This is a genomic window from Corallococcus carmarthensis (assembly GCF_003611695.1).
GTDB classification, from domain to species: domain Bacteria; phylum Myxococcota; class Myxococcia; order Myxococcales; family Myxococcaceae; genus Corallococcus; species Corallococcus carmarthensis.
Map to the genome: position 1 here is coordinate 23,771 of NZ_RAWE01000071.1, position 17,495 is coordinate 41,265.

Here is a 17,495-nt window from a genome sequence, read left to right on the forward strand (position 1 = left end):
GGTGTCACATGGTGGAATTTCCCCGCATCCGTTGGGCGCTCGCCGTGGCGGGCCTGGGCTTCATGGGGACGATGGGCTGCGTGCGCACCGTGCCGTATGCGCAGCGCATGGAGGCCGAGGACGAGAAGTGCACGCTCCTCCAGGCGCTGATGCGCCAGCCCGCGCCCGCGCAGGCCATCCAGAATTTCGTGGCGGAGGGCAAGGAGGAGAAGGCCCCCGTGGTCGTCTACGTGCGCCGGCCGGAGGACGCCACGCTGGAGCGCTTCTTCACCGGCGAGCCCCGGTGCGCGGACGACTCGTTCAAGGTCGTGCAGGAGAACGTGGTGGACGCGGTGGTGGTGTACCTGCAGGAGGTCCAGGGCGGCTACGCGTACGACGCGCAGCGCTCCAGCCCGGAGCACCTCACCATGGACGGCCGTCCTCAGGGCACCGTGCGCAAGGACGGCACCGTGTGGGTTGCGGGCGCGGACGCTATTTGAGCAGGTCCTTCGCCCCGTCCGCGATGAACTGCACCGCGATGGCGGCCAGGATGAGGCCGGACACGCGCTCCAGGATGGCGACGCCGGACTGACGCAGCACCCGCTGCACCAGGCTGGACGCGTTGAGGATGAAGTAGGTCGCGGTGAAGGTCAGCACCACCGCGGCCACCACCGGCAGCGCGGAGACGAAGGACGTCCCGGAGCGCGCCATCAGCACCATGGCGGTCGCGATGGCGCCCGGCCCCGCGAGCAGCGGAATGGCCAGCGGGACGATGGCCACGTCATCCTTCACCACGCCTTCTTCCTCTTCCGTGGGGCTGGTGCGCGTGGAGGACGGGCGGGCTCGCAGCATGTCCAGGGAGGTGATCAGCAGCAGGATGCCGCCCGCCACGCGGAAGGCACCCAGCGACACCGCGAACACCTGGAAGATGACCCGGCCGAAGACGGCGAAGAACAGCATCATCCCGCACGCCACCAGACAGGCGCGCAGGGCGGTGCTGCGGATCTGCTGCTTGGTGTCCCCCGCCGTCATCGCCAGGAACAGCGGCACGACGCCAATCGGGTCCACCACGAAGAAGATGGCGGACAGCGACACGAGGAAGGTGGACACCACGGCGGACATCGTCATGGCGGCTAGACCGTGAAGCGCAGCTTCCACACCATGCCCAGCGCTTCGACGAAGATCTTCTTGTTCATCTTCGAGTGCCCCACGCGCCGGTCCTCGAACACGATGGGGACCTCGCGCACGGTGAAGCCCTTGCGCAGGGTGCGGTAGGTCAATTCAATCTGGAACGCGTACCCGGTGCTGCGCACCTCATCCAGGTTGATGCTCTCCAGCACGCGGCGGTTGAAGCACTTGAAGCCGCCGGTGAGGTCGCGCACGTCCACGCCCAGGATGCTGCGTGCGTAGAGCGAACCGCCCCGGCTGATGATCTTCCGGCCCACGCCCCAGTTCACCGTGCCGCCGCCTGCGACGTAGCGCGAGCCCAGCACCAGGTCCGCGCCGCCTTCGGCCGCGTCCAGGAAGGTGGGCAGGTAGCGCGGGTCGTGGCTGAAGTCCGCGTCCATCTCCAGGATGAACGTGTAGCCCTCGGCCAGGGCCCAGCGGAAGGCGGCCAGGTACGCGCGGCCCAGGCCCTCCTTCTTCTCGCGGTGGAGCACGCGCACGCGCGGGTTCTTCGCGGCCAGCTCGTCCGCGAGCTGTCCCGTCCCGTCGGGCGAGTTGTCGTCGACGACGAGGATGTCCACACGGGGGTCCGCCGCCAGCACCGCCTGGGTGATGGGGCCGATGTTGTCCCGCTCGTTGTAGGTGGGGATGCAGACAAGCGCACGGTTCATGACCCGGCGGACATACCCCAAACCCGGCGCTGGAACAGCAGAACCCGCGCCAACCCGGTCGGTTCTCCGCCTCAGGCGACAGCGGGCGGGGGCAACAGCTCCAGCACCGTCTGGGCCGCGCGGTGGGCGGCTCCCACCTCGCCCAGGCGCCCGCGCACCTCCGCCAGGCCCTGGACCATGGCGTCGCGAGGCTCACCCGGCAGCCACACGCGCCGCACCTCGGCGGCGATGTTCTCCGGCGTCATGTCCCCCTGGAGCAGCTCCGGCACCACGCGCCGGCCGGCCAACAGGTTGATGAGCGACACGAAGGCCACCTTCAACATCATCCGGCCCACCCAGTACGTCACCAGCGACACGCGGTAGACGACGACCAGGGGCCGCTCCATCAGCCCCGCCTCCAGCACCGCCGTGCCAGAGGCCACCACCGCGGCGTCGCTCGCGCCCACGACCTCCGGGGCGCGCCCGTCCACCAGCACCGGCGTCACGCCGCTGCCCTCGAAGCGGGAGGTGATCTCCTCCTTCGCGATGGTGGGCGCCACCGGCACCACGACCTGGAGCCCCGGCCGCTCGGAGGCCAGCTGCTTCGCGGCTCCGACGAGCGTGGGCAGGATGCGGCGGATCTCACTCATCCGGCTGCCGGGCAGCAGCGCGAGCGTGGGAGCGTCCTCGGACAGGCCCAGGCGCTGCCGGAACTCGCGCGCGCTGGCGGACTTGGGCATCTGCTCCAGCACGGGACTGCCCACGTAGCGTGCGGGCACCCCGGCCTCCCGGTAGAAGTCCTCCTCGAAGGGCAGGATGCAGAGCATGCGGTCCACCAGCCGCTGGATGGTGCGCACGCGGCCCCGGCGCCAGGCCCAGATCATCGGGGACACGTAGTAGGCCACCGGGATGCCCAGGGCCTTGAGCTTCTTGGCCAGCCGCAGGTTGAAGTCCGGGATGTCCACCAGGATGGCGCAGACCGGACGGCGTTCCTCGGCGGCCTGGGCCAGGTCCTTCATGATCCGCAGGATGCGCGGGATGCGGGGGAGCACCTCGGTGATGCCCATGACGGACACCTCGCGGGCGTCGTGGATGAGCTCCACCCCCCGGGCGGCCAGCCGGGCGCCGCCCATGCCGAAGAAGGTCAGGTCGGGCCGCAGGGCCTGGAGTGCGGCGACGAGCTCCGAGGCGTGGGTGTCACCGGAGGCCTCGCCGGCCACGACGAGGATGCGGGGGGAGGGTGGCTGCGTCATGGGAGGCAAGACCCTCATCGTAGCTGATGCGCGGGGGGAGGGAGGCTGTAGACTGTGGCCCCCTTGAAGACGCTTCTGCTCGCTGAGAGCCACCCCCCGACACTCGAACACCTGACGGGCTTGCTCTCGCAGGCCGGGTACACCGTTCGGGCGGTGAATGACGCCGTGATGGCGTTGGAGCACTTCTCGGCGGACAACCCGGACGTGGTGGTGCTGGGCGTGGACCTGCCGCGCGTGGAGGGGCAGCACGTCGTGCACCTCATCCGCGGGCACAGCCAGGGCGGGCGGGTGCCCATCGTGGCCATCGACAAGGGGCACCTGGGCCGGGCCAAGGGCGTGGGCTCGGTGTTGGACCTCAAGGTCAACGCGTACATCCCGGATCCGCTCAAGCCCGGCGAACTGGTGCCCCGCCTGGAGGCGCTGGTGAAGGCCGCGCAGGCCGTCACGCCCACGGGCCTGACCGCCACGCTGTCGCGGCCCGCGGTGGCTGCGGGCGACCTGAAGGCCTTCCCGCTGCCGGCGCTCTTGCACTCGCTCTACCGGCTGCGCCGTGACGGCGTGCTGGTGGTGGCCCTCAAGGGCCTGTCGCGCCGGGTGTACTTCCTGCGCGGCGGTCCGGTGAACTTCGACTCCAACGCGAAGCCGGATGGGCTGCCGCGCTTCCTCCGCGAGCGGCAGGTCCTCACGGAGGCGCAGGAGCAGCCGGTGGTGGAGGCGCTCGCCTCCGGGTTGCGCATCGGCGCGGCGCTGGCGGACGTGGGCGTGGAGGCGGTGGGCGAGGACCTCCTGTCGCTGCTGCGCGACTTCACGAAGGACCGGCTCGGGCGCGTGCTGGCCATGCGCGAGGGCCGGTACGCGTTCTACGCGGGCGACGAGTTCTCCTCCGAAGTGGCCTCCGTGGATCAGCCCGCGCTGGCGCCGCTGCTGGAGGCCGCGCGCCGGCGGATGCCCCTGCGAGTGGTGGCGGCAGGACTCAAGGCGCACCTGAACGAGTACCCGGTGCGCTCGGCGGACTTCGGGCGCGACCTCCAGGCGATGGCGCTGGACACGGAGGACCTGAAGCTGGCGATGCAGGTGAATGGCCGCATCGTGCTCAAGGACCTGCTGGCGCACGGGCGCGCGGAGCTGCGGGCGGCGTACACGCTGCTGTGGTTCCTCAAGCTGACGGGCGGGGTGACGTTCTCCTCGACGCCGGTGGCGACGGGGACGGACGTGCTGAGCGCGGCGGCGGCTCCGGACGTCATCGCGCCGCGCAAGCGCAAGAGCCTGCCTCCAGAGACGGTGGCGTCGCTGCGCGAGGAAGCGGTGCGGATCATCACGCGCAGCTACTTCGGCGGGCTGGGGTTGGACCTGGCTGCGGACAAGGAGGCGGTGGAGCGCGCGTACCACGAGACGGCGATGCGCTTTCATCCGGACACCTACGCGGAGTTCGACCTCTCCGACCTGCGTGACCTGTTGGAGCAGGTGCAGGAGAAGCTGTCGGCGGCGTACCGCGTGCTGAGCGTGGACGAGAAGCGCCGCGCCTACCTCCAGTACTTCTTCAGCCGGCAGGAGGTGGTGGGCCGGGCGACCGCCATCAACGTGGACGCGGAGCTCGCGCTGCGCCGGGGCGAGTCCGCGATGAAGCGGGGCGACTACAAGGCGGCCATCCAGGGCTTCGAGGAAGCGGTGTCGCTCAACGGCAGCGAGCCCGAGTACTACTCGTACCTCGCCTGGGCGAAGTACCGGGGCTCGCCCGGGCCGCTGATGCAGCGGGCGCTCGCGGCGCGCAAGGTGCTCAAGCAGGCGCTGACGTTGGATCCGTACCTGGAGCGGGCGCAGGTCATCGCGGCCATCATCGAAATCGACCTGGACGACGCGCCGCTCGCACGCAAGAAGCTGGGGAAGGTGCTGGAGCTGAACCCGTATTCGGTGCTCGCGAGGGCGGCGTTGCAGAAGGTGGTGAAGTAGTCATGCATCGCGCGCTCTGGCGGCTGCTCCGCTACGCGAAGCCGCACGCGGGAATCCTCGTCCTGGCCTTCGTGTGCATGGCGGTGTTGGGGCTCGCCACGGGTGCGTACGCGTACCTGCTGGGGCCGGCGCTGCGCTTCCTCTTGTCGGGAGGCGAAGAGGGCTTCGCGAGCGCGCACCGGGTGCCGTGGCTGGCGGACCTGCCGCGCGAGGCGGCGCTCTGGGGCTTCCCGGTGTTGGTGCTGTGCGTGGGCGCGGTGAAGGGCGTGGGATACCTGGGCCAGTTCTACTTCATGGGCCTGTTCGCGCAGCGCGTGGTGAAGGACCTGCGGCGCGACCTGTTCCTGCGGCTCACGGCGCTGTCGCCATCGCAGCTGTCGAAGGAGCGGACGGGAGACCTGCTCAGCCGCTTCTCCTCGGACGTGATGGCGGTGGAGCTGGCCGCCATGTACACGGTGGGCTCGTACCTGCGAGACACCATCCAGGTGCTGGTGCTCGCGGGCGTGGCGCTGGCGATGAGCCCGATGCTCGGAGGGCTGATGCTGGCGGTGATTCCGCTGGCGGCGCTGCCCGCCTCGAAGCTCACGCGCAAGGTGCTGAAGGGAACGCGCGAAGGGCAGGCCCACCTGGGGCAGCTCGCGGGCCAGCTGCACGAAGGGCTGGGAGGCCTGCGCACCATCCAGGCCTTCAACGGTCAGCAGGCGGAGCTGGCGCGCTTCGAGTCCTACGCGAAGGCCCACGAGGAAGCGGTGGTGGGCGCGGCCTGGGCGCGCGGAGGCGTGCCGGGGTTGATGGAGGTGCTCGCGGCGGCGGCGCTCGCGGGAGCGCTGGGGTACGCGGCGGCGACGCGGGCGATGGAGCCAGAGGCGCTCCTGTCGCTGCTCACGGCGGTCATCCTCGTGTACCAGCCGGTGAAGGACCTGGGCCGGGTGACGCAGTTCGCGGTGCAGGCCGGAGCGGCGGGAGAGCGCCTCTTCGCGCTGCTCGACCTGAAGCATCCAGTGGAGGACGCCTCCAACGCCGTGCCCGCGCCAGCGATGCGCGAGTCGCTGCGGATGCAGGACGTGCGCTTCTTCTACGGCGAGCGCCGTGCACTGGACGGGCTGACGCTGGACCTGAAGGTGGAGCAGGTGGCGGCGCTGGTGGGAGGCAGTGGAGGCGGCAAGAGCACCGTGACGTCGCTGCTGCTGCGCTTCGAGCGTCCACAGCAGGGACGCATCCTCCTGGATGGAGTGGACGCGGACACGTACACGGCGGCGAGCGTCCGCAGTCAGTTCGCGCTGGTGACGCAGGAGCCACTGCTCTTCCACGGCTCGGTGCTGGAGAACCTGCGGCACGCCAGGCCGGAAGCGACGCGGGAGGAAGTGGAAGCCGCGGCGAAGGTGGCGAACGCGGACAGCTTCATCCAGGGCCTGCCGCAGGGCTACGACACGCGCATCGGCGAGCGGGGCGTCATCCTGAGCGGAGGCCAGCGTCAGCGCCTGTGCATCGCGAGGGCCGTGTTGTCGAAGGCCCCGGTGCTGGTGCTGGACGAAGCGACGAGCAGCCTGGATCCGGAGAACGAGCGGGAGGTTCAGGCCGCGCTGGCGAAGGTGCTCCCCGGAAGGACGGCGCTGGTCATCGCCCACCGGCTGTCGACGGTGACGAACGCGGATGTCATCCACGTCGTGGAGGCAGGCCGCATCGTGGAGAGCGGAAGCCACGCGGAACTGCTGCAGAAGGAAGGCCGCTACGCCGCCATGTGGCGCCTGCAGACGTCAGGTCCCATCGAGCGGGGAGCGGCGTGAGCAAGGCCGGTACGGCGAGGCGGCCCCTCTCCCTGGCCATCCGCGCCGTGTTCGGTGTGTTGTTCCTGCTGATGGGTGTCGCGGGCTTCTTCGCCTTCGCGGCGGGCTTCGCGGACTACCCCGTCGTAGCGCCCGTGCCGAACGCGAAGCCGTGGATCCGGGGCGCGTACCATGTGCACACCACGCGCTCGGACGGGAACGGGACGCCCGCGAAGGTCGCCCAGGCGGCGAAGGCCGCGGGGCTGGACTTCGTGGTGCTCACGGACCACAACGACTTCAATCCGCCCGCCGCGACCTGGGTGGACGGCGTGTTGCTCGTCCCCGGAGTGGAGCTCTCCACCAGCGCGGGCCATCTGGCCGCGTTTGGCATGCAGCGGCCCATTGAAGGGGTGAAGCCCTGGGGTCCGCCGGAGCAGGCCGTGGCCGCGGTCGAAGCCGCCGGAGGCACGGCGGTCCTCGCGCATCCCGTCCAGACGAAGAACCCCTGGAAGGACGAAGCGACCGCGCATCAGGTCCCGGGCTTCGAGCTGTATTCGGCGGATACCTTCTTCCGGCAGGCGCTGAGAAGCCCGGTGAGCCGGCTCCTGCCCGCGGTGGGAGCCTCGATGGTGAACCCGGTGCACGGCGTGATGCTGCTCGCGGTTCCGGAGCCGGCCCCCACGGAGCGCTTCCTGGCGCTGGCGAAGGAGCGCAAGCGGATCGCCCTGTGTGGCAACGACGCGCACGGCGTGCCCGCGTACGAGGACATCTTCAGCGCGCTCGACATGGAACTGCCGCCGGACGTGCTGCCAGACCCCCTGTCCCAGAACGCGCGCGAAGCCGCGAATCAGGTCACGCGGGCCCTGGCGAGCGGCCAGGCACTCTGCGTCTTCCGCGCGCTCGGAGGCCCTGAAGGCTTCGCCCTGGAAGGCTTCGACGCGAACACGCGGGAAGCCCCCGCGGGAACGGTGCTGACGGTCCACCTCCCGGAACACACACAGGGGACCGTCGAGGTCCGGGTGTGGGGAGATGGCCGCCTGCAACCCGACGGACAGCACGTGGAGCTGACCGGCCCGGGAGTGGTCCAGGTGGAGGTCTGGGCCCACGCGCCCGGACGTTTCTTCGGCCACGAGTGGCGGCCCTGGCTGGTCCCCAGTCCGGTGCGAGTGGTGCCGCGCCCGCCGGGCATCTGATAGAGCGCGGGACGTCGCCCATGCGCCTGCTCTACATCGTCGCCACCTACCTCCTCTTCGCGCTGCTGTTCCCGGTGCTCTGCGTGTACCGGAAGACGCGTCACGGGCTGAAGCAGCGGTTGGGCTTCTACGGGCCGGGAGACCTGCCGAAGGGAGACGGCCCGCTGCTGTGGTTGCACGGAGCCAGCGCCGGAGACCTGCTGGCCCTGGCGCCTATGTTCGGCCCCCTGCGCCAGCGCTTCCCGGGCTGCCGAATCGTGCTCTCGACGATGACGGACAGCGGCCACGCGATGGCAAGGGACCGGCTGGCGAAGCAGATCGACGGAGTCGTCTACGCGCCCTACGACCTCTGGGGCGCGACGCGAAGGGCGGTGCGAGCCCTCCAACCCGACCTCCTGGTCCTCGAGTACACGGAGGTCTGGCCCAACCTCATCCGCGCCGCGAAGCAGTCCGGAGCGAGCGTGGTGATGACCAATGGCCGTTTCTCCCCAGCGAACGTGGGGAAGTACCGGACGCTCTTTGGCCTCATCGAAAACCCGCTGAAGGACATGGACCTGCTGCTGATGCGGCAGGACGAGGAATCCGAAAGGGCACGTGCCCTGGGCGCCCCCACCGAGCGCGTCATCACCACCGGAAACACCAAGTTCGACGCCCTGGCCGCGGGTCCCGCCCCCGAGGACGAAGCCCTGCGAACCGCGCTCGGGCTGTCTCCGGCGGATCCGGTCTGGCTCGCGGGAAGCACGCACGAGGGTGAGGAGGAAATCCTGTTGCAGGTGTATCAGCGTCTACGGGAGCGCTGGCCCACGTTGAGCATGGTCATCGCGCCGCGCTACCTGAACCGGGCTGAACGGATCCTGACCCTCGCGAAGGAGCGGAACCTGACCGTGGGCCTGCGCTCGCAGGGCAACCCGGAGCGTGCGCCGGTGGTGGTGATGGACTCGATGGGCGAACTGTCGCGTGCCTACCGCCTGGCGACGGTGGTGTTCGTGGGAGGCTCGTTCACGAAGCGCGGCGGCCAGAACATCCTGGAGCCGGCGGGGCAGGGCAGGCCAGTGCTGTTCGGCCCGCACATGGACAACTTCCGCGACAGCGTCGCGGTGCTGCAAGGCAACGGAGGCCTTCAAGTGGCGGATGGAGAAGCCCTGCACGCCGCGCTGGAGGATCTCCTCGCCCATCCCGAGCACCGGCAGCGCCTGGGAGCCCAGGCCGAAGCCACGGTGCGCCGCATCTCCGGAGCCAGTGAGCGCAACGCGGAGGCCATGGCCGCATTGCCGCGCCGGCAGGCAAGGACCGCTCCCCGATGACGCTCATCGTCCATCCGCACTTCCACAAGCGCTACACGGGAGTCACCCGCCACGTGGAGTCCGTGGTGCCAGCGCTGGCCCGGGGCGACGAAACGCGGGTCATCGGCTCCGGCCTGACGGAAGCCCTGCCGCGCATCACCTGGGGAGAGCTGATCCGCCGCTCGCACCGCGAGCCCATCGTCTGGCACGCGCACCGGAACAACGAGCTGCTGGCGGGAATGCTGTTGAAGGCATTGGGAGGAAGGGTCCAGCTCGTCTTCACGAGGCACACGTCGGTGGCCCCCACGCGCTTCACGCGCTGGATCGCCAGGGGCGCGGACGCGCTGGTGTCGCTCACGAAGCAGATCTCGGACGTCATCGCGCTCCCGTCCACGGTGATTGCGCACGGCATCGACCTCACGCGCTTCCGTCCGCCGGAAGACCGCGACGCGGCCTGGGCCCGGCTCAAGCAGGGCGGCCGTTACGGCATCGGCGTCATCGGGCGAATCCGCAAGGAGAAGGGGCAGGGCGACTTCATCGAAGCGCTGAGGCCCCTGTTGCCGGCGCGGCCGGACTGGCAGGCGGTCCTGGTGGGGCTCGCGAAGGGGCCAGACCTGGCGTGGGTGAACGGGCTGCGTGAGGGCATCGAGGACCGGGTCATGCTCGCGGGAGAGCAGTCCACCATCGAGCCCTGGTACCAGGGCCTTAGCATCCTGGTGCATCCCTCCTACGCGGAGGGCTACTCGCTGGTGCACGTGGAGGCGATGGCGTCCGGCTGCTGCGTGGTCGCCTCGAAGCTGCCGTACCTGGACACGCTCATCGAGCACGGCCGCACGGGCTTCTTCTTCGAGCCCGGAGACGTGAAGGGCCTGCGCGGCCTGTTGGACGAACTGACCCGGGAACCGGAGCGGGCCCATCAGGTCGGCCGCAACGCGGAAGAGGAAGCGCGTCGCCGTTGCGGCGTCGAGCACGAAGCCCGGGCGCTCCGTGACCTCTACCAATCGCTGGTGAAGCGCTGATGCGCATCCTGCACCTGCTCGCGAGCCCCTTCTGGAGCGGCCCGGCGGAGAACGTCGCGCTGCTGGCCCAGGCACAGCGGGCCCTGGGCCACGACGTCACGGTGGCGGTGGACCGCAAGCGCCGGGACATCGCCGCCGAGGAACCCGCCGTCCCGCGTTTCCAGCAACTGGGCCTCCTGGATGAGGGAGGCCTGACGTTGTCCGTGAAGTCTCCACCGTGGGAGATCTGGAGTGACCTGCGAGCCCTCCGCCGCAGGAAGGTGGACGTGGTCCACGCCCACTTCACCCATGATCATCTCGTGGCCCGCTGGGGAACGCCGAAGGGCGCCGTGAGGATCCGCTCCATCCACGCGCCGCGCTCACTGCGTTCCTCCCTGCCCGAAGCCGGCGCCTACACGGTGCCCGCGAGCCACCTGGTGAAGCAGCTCGAAGGCCGGCATCGCCCCGTCCAGGTCCTGCCAGCGCTGGTGGACCCGATGTTCCAACCATCCTCGGATCGCAAGGCTCTCCGCCGGCCCCTGGGCCTGGAGGACACGCACCTGGTGGGAATGATCTCCACGTTCCAGCAGAGCCGCCGTCACGCGCTGGGAGTCGAAGCCTTCGCCGCATTCCATCAGCAACGCCCTGAAGCCCGCCTCGTGCTGGTGGGCGATGGGGCCCTGCTCGAAGCAACCCGGGTGCAGGTGAAGGAGCGAGGCCTCACCGAGCAGGTGACGTTCGCGGGCTACCAACAGGGCGCGGACTTCGCTAGGTGGCTGCAGGCCCTGGACGAGGTCTGGATCCTCGGTCTGGGAAATGACTGGAGCGCGAGGGCCGCGGCGCAGGCCAGAGCTTGTGGCGTCCGAGTGGTCGCGGTGAACGAGGGAGCACTCCCGGAGCTGGCGGACGCGAGGGTGGAGACGCCCACGGTGGAAGCCGTCGTCACCGCCGCCCTGTCCGGAGCAAAAGCCGGGACCCGGCATCCGACGAACGAGCACATCGCCAGGGACATCATGACCCTCTACCAGCAGGCGGCGGAGCCCCGGAGATGACCGGCTCACCCACGGCCTTGGAGCGGATCTTCTATCCGCCGGCACCGGAGCCCTGGACCCGTCGCGCGCTCCTATCGCCGCTCGCGTTGTTGTCCTGGACCTACAGCGGAGCGGTCCGCCTGCGGGGAGCCCTCTACGACTCGGGGATGCTGCGAGCCGAACACGTCGAAGGACTGCGGGTCATCTCCGTCGGCAACCTCAACGTCGGAGGTACGGGCAAGACGCCCGCGGTCCTCCACCTCGCGGAGTTGCTGATCCGCGAAGGGCGCAAGGTCGGCATCCTCACGAGAGGCTACGGGCGCGAATCCCAGGAGCCGCTGACCTTCACGGGCACGGAGCCCCTGCCCGCCGTGACCGAAGCGGGAGACGAACCCCTGCTGCTCGCACGCAGGTGTCCAGGCGCGAGGCTCTTCGTGGGAGCGGACCGTGTCGCGGCGGCACTCAGGGCCAGGGACGACTTCGGCCTGGACACGGTCCTGCTGGACGACGGCTTCCAGCACCGGCGCCTGCACCGTGACGAGGACCTGGTGGTCGTGGACGAAGCCGTGGGCCTGGGCAACGGCCAGCTGCTCCCAAGAGGTCCCCTGCGAGAGCCCCCATCGGCCCTGCGCCGGGCCACGCTCCTCTGGTTGAGAGCCGCCCAGGGGGACGCCGCGCCCAACCCGTGGCTCGAAGCCGTGACCGCCCCTCGGATCCGGACGCGCTATGGACCCACGGGGTGGTGGGATCCCTCGGGCACCGGGCACGCGACGAACGCGCTCGAAGGAAAGCCGGTCCTGGTCCTGGCAGGGCTGGCCCGCCCGGGGGGCTTCCTGAAGACCGTCACCGCGCTTGGGGCGGAGGTCCGTGACGCGGCCCTCTTCCCGGATCACCATCGCTTCACCGAGGAAGAGCTGCGTCAGGTCGAAGCCCGGGCCCGCCAGCACGGAGCGCTCGTGGTGACGACGGAGAAGGACGCGGTGCGGCTGCCCGCCGGCTTCGAGGCCTGGGTGGTGCGCCTGGGAGTGGAGGTCCTGGAGGGCGAAGCGCATCTGCGGCGGGCGCTCGGGCTGCGGGGAGAGACGCGCGACTTGTGAGGGCTGGACCGCTTGTGGGACAAAGCGCGCCCATGCCAGCGGTCCCGTCTTCACGTCCGGCAGCACCGTCCTCGCGCCTGCCACTCTCCTTCGCGCGCCGTCGGGTGTTGCTGGTGGGAGACCTGGTCGCCGACCACTACCTCTACGGCCAGACGGACCGGGTGAGCCGTGAGGCCCCGGTGCTCATCGTCCGCTACGAGTCGTCGGAGGTGAAGCTCGGCGGCGGAGCCAACGTGGCGGCCAACATCCGCGCGCTGTCGGGACAGGTGACGGCGGTGGGCGCCCTGGGCGTGGACTCGATGGGCAGCTCGCTGCGCAAGCTCTTCGATGCCGCGGACGTCCGGCTGCACGCGGTCAGCAGCCGGAGCATCCAGACGGAGACGAAGACGCGCATCCTCGCGGGCGGCATCAGCACCACCCGGCAGCAGATGCTCCGCGTGGACCGGGGCCAGCGGGGCCCCCTCCCGCCCCGGATGCGCAAGGCGATCGCCAGGCAGGTGGAGGCCGCGGCGAAGGACGCGGACGCGGTGGTGGTCTCGGACTACGGCGCGGGCGTCGTCAGCGACGAGGTCCGGGCCGTGCTGCGAAAGCTCGCGGCGGACGGCCTCCCTGTCTGCGTGGACAGCCGTTACGCGCTCGCGGCCTTCGAGGGCCTCACGGTGTGCAAGCCCAACGAGCCGGAGCTGGAAGCGCTCACGGGCCGTCCGGTGCGCACGAAGGAAGACCTGCTGGAGGCCGGTCACGAAGCGGTCCGCAAGCTGGGCTGTCAGGCGCTGCTGGTGACGCGAGGCCGCCACGGCATGGCCCTCTTCGACGCGAAGGGCGGCGTGGACCTGATCCCCGTGCACGGAGCGAAGTCGGCGGTGGACGTGACGGGAGCGGGCGATACGGTCATCGCGAGCTTCGCGTTGTCGCTCGCGGCCGGAGCCTCCTTCGGAGAAGCCGCGAGGCTGGCGAACGTGGCGGGCTCCCTGGTGGTGCAGAAGCCGGGAACGGCGACGGTCTCCCGCGAAGAACTCCTCGAAGCGCTGCGGAGCCGACGATGAACACCCTGGACAAGCTTCGTCCCCTCGCCGCCATCGCGGAGGAGCGGGAACGCTGGCGCGAACAGGGCCGCACGGTAGCCCTGGCCAACGGCGTCTTCGACCTGCTGCACGTCGGGCACGTCCGGTACCTGGAAGGCGCGAAGGCGCTGGCGGACGTGCTGGTGGTGGCGGTGAACTCGGACGCCTCCACCCGGGCCTACAAGGGCCCGGGCCGTCCGCACATTCCGGAAGCGGAGCGCGCGGAGCTGGTCGCGGCGCTGGCCTGCACGGACCGCGTCGTCGTCTTCGACGAGCCGAACGTGCGAACCCTCATCCGGGCCCTCAAGCCCGACGTGCACGTGAAGGGGACGGACTACACGCCGGACTCCATTCCGGAGGGGGACGAGGTCCGGGCCTACGGAGGCAGGACCGCGGTGGCGGGAGACCCGAAGGACCACAGCACCACGGAGCTGGCCCGCAGGCTCGGGCGCGAAGGCGCGAAGTAGCCCATGGTCCTGGACCCGGTGCTGCGGTCCGTCCTGGGCTGTCCTCATTGCAAGGGCCCGCTCGAAGAGCACGAAGGCCCCCCGCCCGAAGTGCGCTGCGGCAAGTGCCTGCGAGCCTGGCCCGTGGAGGACGGCGTCCCGAGGATGGTGCTCGAACAGGAGCGGCCACTCACCCCGTGAGCGAAGCCCGCTCCGCGACGAACGACCGGATCTCCTCGGCCACGCGCTGCTCCAACCCCATCCCGGAGGCCCCATCCACGACGGGCGTCAGGTCCACCATCCGGTGGGGGGACACCGCATGACCCCAACGCTCCATGTCCATGCGCAGGAAGAGCGCCAGCGTGGGCGCGCCCACGGCGACCGACAGGTGCATGGGACCTGTGTTGTTGCAGATGGTGAGGCCCGCGGTCCGCATGAGCGCCGCGAGCTCATCGATGCTCGTCGCGGGAGCCAGCTCCGCCCCCGGAGCGCCAGAGAGCACGGTCCGCGCGAGGGCCTCCTCTCCCGGGCCCCAGGTCACGACAGGCGAATAGCCCAGCGAAATCAGCTCCCGGGCCGCCGCCGCGAACGCCTCGGCCGGAATGCGCCGCTCCCCCAGCCGGCCCCCCGGGTTGATGACCGCGCGCCGTGAACCTGTCCCGGAGAACGTCGCCAGATAGCCACGGAACGCCTCACCCAGCACCGGCTCCCGGAACGAGAGCCCCTGGGAGACAGCCCCCTTCGTCAGGGGCGTCAGCAGGTGGGTCCGCTGAACGGCCTCATGCCGGGTATCGGAACGGGCGGGTACGGACACCGACTGCAGCAGGGACACCGGCCAGATGCCCGGTCCGATGACGACCGCCTTCGGCCCCGCCATCCGCGAGACGAGCGCGCTCGTCACCGAAGGAGCGCTCCAGTTGGCGCAATCCACCACGGTGTCGTAGCCCGCGCCACGGAGCGCGCGGATGCCAGGAGCCAGGGGCCCCAGCCACAGCAAGCGCCGGTCGAACGCCAGCACCGCATCCGCGTCGGGATGCCCCTGAAGGACGCGAGCCACCCTGGCGTGCACCAGCACGTGCACCTCCGGAGCCGGGTGGACATGCGCCTTGAGGGTCCGCATCAGGGGCGTCGTGAGGAGGGCCTCGCCCACGCGGTTGTCCGGCCGGACGAGCAGGATCTTTCGCGGGTGGGGGAGGGGCGTTCCGGGAGAACGGCGACGTCCGGGGCGCCAGAACAGGAGGGAAGCCAGGAGCGTCAGTGCCAGCTTCGCCCACGTTTCAAGCCGCTTGTGCCACGCCATCGGCGGCGGACCCTACCAGAATTGGAATGGACACAAGACGCTGGCTTGACCTTGGGGCGGAAAGCCCCTAGCACCCGGCCCGATGCTCAAGAGCATGACCGGATTTGGTTCGGGCCGCGCCCGCGTGGGGGACGAAGAGGTCTCCGTGGAAGCACGCTCGCTCAACCACAAGTTCTGTGAAGTGAAGGTCCGGCTGCCGCGCGAGTTGTCCGCGCTCGAGCCCGCACTCGTGAAGCAGGTGAAGGACCGCCTCGCGCGAGGCTCGGTGGAGATCCTGGTGCGCCGGCAGTCCGCCACGGTCTCCGGCAACGTCCCCACGGTGGATGTCGGTCTGGCCCGCGAATACGCGCGCGCCTACAAGGAAGTCGCCGAGGCCCTGGGCCAGTCCACGGAGGTCGCCTGGTCGCAGGTGGTCAACCAGCCCGGTGTCATCCGCCTGGAGGAGAAGGGCGTGGACGTGGAGTCCGCCACCCAGGCCACGCAGACCGCGCTCCAGCAGGCGCTCGCGGCCCTGGAGACGATGCGGAACACCGAAGGCGAGTCCATCCACACGGACCTGGACGCCCGGATGAAGCTCATCGAGGGGTGGAGCCAGGAGGTCGCCAGTCTCGCGCCCCGCGCGGTCAGTGACTACCAGCAGCGGCTCACCGAGCGTGTCGCGGAACTCGCGCGCGGCGTCGCGGTGGATCCGCAGCGCCTGGCGCAGGAAGTCGCCCTGTTCGCCGAGCGCACGGACATCGCGGAAGAGGTGACCCGGCTCGCGACCCACCTCGAGCAGTTCCGGCTCCTGATGGCGAGCCCCGAGCCGGTGGGCCGGCGCATGGATTTCCTCGTGCAGGAGATGCACCGCGAGGTGAACACGACGGGCTCCAAGAGCCAGCACGCGGAGATCTCCGCGCGTGTGGTCTCGATGAAGGCCGAGGTCGAGCGCATCCGCGAACAGGTGCAGAACGTCGAATGAACGAACCCTCTGGACTCCAGCCTGGCCTGCTCCTCGTCCTCTCCGCTCCGTCCGGAGCCGGGAAGACCACCCTCGCGCACCGACTGCTGAAGGAGATGCCGGACGGCATCTTCTCCACCAGCGTCACCACCCGGCGCCCCCGGGGCAAGGAGCAGGAGGGCGTGGACTACCACTTCGTGGGGGTCGCAGCCTTCCAGCAGAAGATCGAACAGGGTGAGTTCGTGGAGTGGGCGGAGGTGCACGGCCACTTCTACGGCAGCCCGCAGTCCGTGGTGGACCAGGCCCGCCAGCGCCGCGGCACCGCCATCTTCGACATCGACGTTCAGGGGGGGCAGGCCATCAAGCGCAAGCACCCCGACGCGGTCCTCATCTTCGTCCTACCCCCCTCCATGGAAGAGCTGGAGCGCCGCCTCCGGGATCGCCAGACGGACGCGGATGAGACCATCCGCCGCCGGATGCTGGCCGCCCGCTCGGAGATCGAGCGGGGGATCGCGTCCTACGACTACATCGTGGTGAACGACGACTTCGAGCGCGCCTACCAGGAACTGCACTCGGTGGTGGTCGCGGAGAAGTGCCGGCGGGGGAGGGTGGACCTCTCCAAGCTCAAGTTCGGGAGCTGAAAGCCGTCGGGGAATGGGTGGAACCGCCCCACGGGTTCCCCCTCCACGACGTCGCATCGCGCCGGCGGCCTGCATCAAATTTCTTGCGCCGCCCGATCGCCTGATGGATAAGCCGCACACCTCGCGGCGACACGCAGGCGCCACCCCGGTGGCACCTGAAGGACGCAGCGGTGGTGACGGGAAGTTGACATTCCCCGAACCGATTCTTAGATGGTGCCGCAGCAGGACAGTGGATCAGCGGGCGTTGAAGGTGTTGGTGCGGGTCGCCGCCTCATGGGAGGCGGAGCTGATGGCGGTGGCGGTCTGGAGTCGGAAGCAGCAGCAGGGCGGTTGACACAGGATGCGGCGGTGGTACAAGCCGCGCCCCTCGCTTCGAAGCCCGCGCACTGGCGCGGAAGGAACTTCGGAGAGAGCGCAGCACCGAAAAGGAAATAGGGCAGTCAACGAGCGGGTTGACAGCGAACGCGGCGAAGAGATAGAAGCCGCGCCCCCACCGAAGAAAGCAGTCCGGCAGGCAACACACGGACGGCGGGCGGTGAGGAAAGCTGACAGCGAGCGGTTGACAGGGAAGACGGCGCCGAAGTAGAAGCCGCTCCCCTTCGAAAAGAAGCGGCGAAAGTCACTGGACGGCGCCGACGAAATTCGAAGCAGCCCGCAGGACGCAAAAGCGAAGTTGACGCTGACTGCGAACTGAAATAGAAGCTGCAACCCCGCCGGTTGAAACGAAACCGGCAACG

Annotated in this window: 16 protein-coding genes; 12 read left to right on the top strand and 4 right to left on the bottom strand. The window is 69.9% G+C overall.

Annotation, left to right across the window (positions count from 1 at the left end):
• Nucleotides 1-8: 8 nt before the first annotated feature.
• Nucleotides 9-479: a hypothetical protein gene (locus tag D7X32_RS20195; protein ID WP_120604197.1), complete on the top strand. Its 471-nt coding sequence runs from the start codon at nt 9-11 to the stop codon at nt 477-479.
• Here D7X32_RS20195 and D7X32_RS20200 read toward each other — a convergent pair.
• The 3 genes from D7X32_RS20200 to lpxB all read right to left on the bottom strand — a co-directional run bounded on the left by D7X32_RS20200 (nt 472) and on the right by lpxB (nt 3,049).
• The gene (locus tag D7X32_RS20200; protein WP_439329014.1) at nt 472-1,107 is read right to left on the bottom strand and encodes a MarC family protein; all 636 of its coding nucleotides are present in this window, start codon (nt 1,105-1,107) and stop codon (nt 472-474) included. The two genes, D7X32_RS20195 and D7X32_RS20200, sit on opposite strands and share 8 nt — an antisense overlap.
• Before the next feature lie 5 nt (nt 1,108-1,112).
• A complete protein-coding gene (locus tag D7X32_RS20205; RefSeq protein WP_120604198.1) occupies nt 1,113-1,817 on the bottom strand; it encodes a polyprenol monophosphomannose synthase in 705 nt (234 codons plus the stop codon).
• A gap of 71 nt (nt 1,818-1,888) precedes the next feature.
• Nucleotides 1,889-3,049, bottom strand: coding sequence for a lipid-A-disaccharide synthase (gene lpxB, locus D7X32_RS20210; protein ID WP_120604199.1), 1,161 nt, complete (start codon nt 3,047-3,049; stop codon nt 1,889-1,891).
• 54 nt (nt 3,050-3,103) lie between these two features.
• On the opposite strand from lpxB, the gene D7X32_RS20215 reads away from it, so the two are divergent.
• The 9 genes from D7X32_RS20215 to D7X32_RS20255 are packed head-to-tail and all read left to right on the top strand — an operon-like array spanning nt 3,104 to nt 13,898.
• Nucleotides 3,104-4,999 (top strand): DUF4388 domain-containing protein, encoded by a 1,896-nt coding sequence (locus tag D7X32_RS20215; RefSeq protein ID WP_208752485.1) that lies wholly within the window; start codon nt 3,104-3,106, stop codon nt 4,997-4,999.
• A 2-nt stretch (nt 5,000-5,001) separates the two neighbouring features.
• Nucleotides 5,002-6,786 (top strand): ABC transporter ATP-binding protein, encoded by a 1,785-nt coding sequence (locus D7X32_RS20220; protein WP_120604201.1) that lies wholly within the window; start codon nt 5,002-5,004, stop codon nt 6,784-6,786.
• Nucleotides 6,783-7,958, top strand: a complete 1,176-nt coding sequence (locus tag D7X32_RS20225) for a PHP domain-containing protein (RefSeq protein ID WP_120604202.1) — start codon at nt 6,783-6,785, stop codon at nt 7,956-7,958. The genes D7X32_RS20220 and D7X32_RS20225 overlap by 4 nt, the downstream gene beginning before the upstream one ends.
• Nucleotides 7,959-7,978: 20 nt before the next feature.
• Nucleotides 7,979-9,262 (top strand): 3-deoxy-D-manno-octulosonic acid transferase, encoded by a 1,284-nt coding sequence (locus tag D7X32_RS20230; protein WP_120604203.1) that lies wholly within the window; start codon nt 7,979-7,981, stop codon nt 9,260-9,262.
• Nucleotides 9,259-10,260, top strand: coding sequence for a glycosyltransferase family 4 protein (locus D7X32_RS20235; RefSeq protein ID WP_120604204.1), 1,002 nt, complete (start codon nt 9,259-9,261; stop codon nt 10,258-10,260). Before D7X32_RS20230 ends, D7X32_RS20235 begins: the two co-directional genes overlap by 4 nt.
• On the top strand, nt 10,260-11,291 hold the full coding sequence (locus D7X32_RS20240) for a glycosyltransferase (protein WP_120604205.1): 1,032 nt from the start codon (nt 10,260-10,262) through the stop codon (nt 11,289-11,291). Before D7X32_RS20235 ends, D7X32_RS20240 begins: the two co-directional genes overlap by 1 nt.
• Complete coding sequence (lpxK, locus tag D7X32_RS20245) at nt 11,288-12,367, top strand: tetraacyldisaccharide 4'-kinase (RefSeq protein WP_120604206.1); 1,080 nt, start codon at nt 11,288-11,290, stop codon at nt 12,365-12,367. Before D7X32_RS20240 ends, lpxK begins: the two co-directional genes overlap by 4 nt.
• 32 nt (nt 12,368-12,399) lie before the next feature.
• The gene (locus tag D7X32_RS20250) at nt 12,400-13,413 is read left to right on the top strand and encodes a bifunctional heptose 7-phosphate kinase/heptose 1-phosphate adenyltransferase (RefSeq protein ID WP_120604207.1); all 1,014 of its coding nucleotides are present in this window, start codon (nt 12,400-12,402) and stop codon (nt 13,411-13,413) included.
• Nucleotides 13,410-13,898, top strand: coding sequence for an adenylyltransferase/cytidyltransferase family protein (locus D7X32_RS20255; protein WP_120567680.1), 489 nt, complete (start codon nt 13,410-13,412; stop codon nt 13,896-13,898). The genes D7X32_RS20250 and D7X32_RS20255 overlap by 4 nt, the downstream gene beginning before the upstream one ends.
• Nucleotides 13,899-14,067: 169 nt before the next feature.
• Here D7X32_RS20255 and D7X32_RS20260 read toward each other — a convergent pair whose 3' ends face one another.
• Nucleotides 14,068-15,177 (bottom strand): glycosyltransferase family 9 protein, encoded by a 1,110-nt coding sequence (locus D7X32_RS20260; protein ID WP_120604208.1) that lies wholly within the window; start codon nt 15,175-15,177, stop codon nt 14,068-14,070.
• An 82-nt stretch (nt 15,178-15,259) separates the two neighbouring features.
• Here D7X32_RS20260 and D7X32_RS20265 point away from each other — a divergent pair, with 82 nt between their 5' ends.
• Both D7X32_RS20265 and gmk read left to right on the top strand, forming a co-directional pair.
• Complete coding sequence (locus D7X32_RS20265) at nt 15,260-16,138, top strand: YicC/YloC family endoribonuclease (protein WP_120604209.1); 879 nt, start codon at nt 15,260-15,262, stop codon at nt 16,136-16,138.
• Nucleotides 16,135-16,758: a guanylate kinase gene (gmk, locus tag D7X32_RS20270; RefSeq protein WP_120604210.1), complete on the top strand. Its 624-nt coding sequence runs from the start codon at nt 16,135-16,137 to the stop codon at nt 16,756-16,758. Before D7X32_RS20265 ends, gmk begins: the two co-directional genes overlap by 4 nt.
• Nucleotides 16,759-17,495 lie beyond the last annotated feature (737 nt).

Excerpts from the sequence above, each read along its gene's own strand:
- D7X32_RS20205 (WP_120604198.1), bottom strand. The coding sequence starts at position 1,817 with ATGAACCGTGCGCTTGTCTGCATCCCCACCTACAACGAGCGGGACAAC.
- D7X32_RS20240 (WP_120604205.1), top strand. The coding sequence starts at position 10,260 with ATGCGCATCCTGCACCTGCTCGCGAGCCCCTTCTGGAGCGGCCCGGCG.
- D7X32_RS20200 (WP_439329014.1), bottom strand. The coding sequence starts at position 1,107 with ATGACGATGTCCGCCGTGGTGTCCACCTTCCTCGTGTCGCTGTCCGCC.
- D7X32_RS20250 (WP_120604207.1), top strand. The coding sequence starts at position 12,400 with ATGCCAGCGGTCCCGTCTTCACGTCCGGCAGCACCGTCCTCGCGCCTG.
- D7X32_RS20195 (WP_120604197.1), top strand. The coding sequence starts at position 9 with ATGGTGGAATTTCCCCGCATCCGTTGGGCGCTCGCCGTGGCGGGCCTG.
- gmk (WP_120604210.1), top strand. The coding sequence starts at position 16,135 with ATGAACGAACCCTCTGGACTCCAGCCTGGCCTGCTCCTCGTCCTCTCC.
- D7X32_RS20235 (WP_120604204.1), top strand. The coding sequence starts at position 9,259 with ATGACGCTCATCGTCCATCCGCACTTCCACAAGCGCTACACGGGAGTC.
- lpxB (WP_120604199.1), bottom strand. The coding sequence starts at position 3,049 with ATGACGCAGCCACCCTCCCCCCGCATCCTCGTCGTGGCCGGCGAGGCC.
- D7X32_RS20265 (WP_120604209.1), top strand. The coding sequence starts at position 15,260 with ATGCTCAAGAGCATGACCGGATTTGGTTCGGGCCGCGCCCGCGTGGGG.
- lpxK (WP_120604206.1), top strand. The coding sequence starts at position 11,288 with ATGACCGGCTCACCCACGGCCTTGGAGCGGATCTTCTATCCGCCGGCA.
- D7X32_RS20220 (WP_120604201.1), top strand. The coding sequence starts at position 5,002 with ATGCATCGCGCGCTCTGGCGGCTGCTCCGCTACGCGAAGCCGCACGCG.
- D7X32_RS20260 (WP_120604208.1), bottom strand. The coding sequence starts at position 15,177 with ATGGCGTGGCACAAGCGGCTTGAAACGTGGGCGAAGCTGGCACTGACG.
- D7X32_RS20255 (WP_120567680.1), top strand. The coding sequence starts at position 13,410 with ATGAACACCCTGGACAAGCTTCGTCCCCTCGCCGCCATCGCGGAGGAG.
- D7X32_RS20230 (WP_120604203.1), top strand. The coding sequence starts at position 7,979 with ATGCGCCTGCTCTACATCGTCGCCACCTACCTCCTCTTCGCGCTGCTG.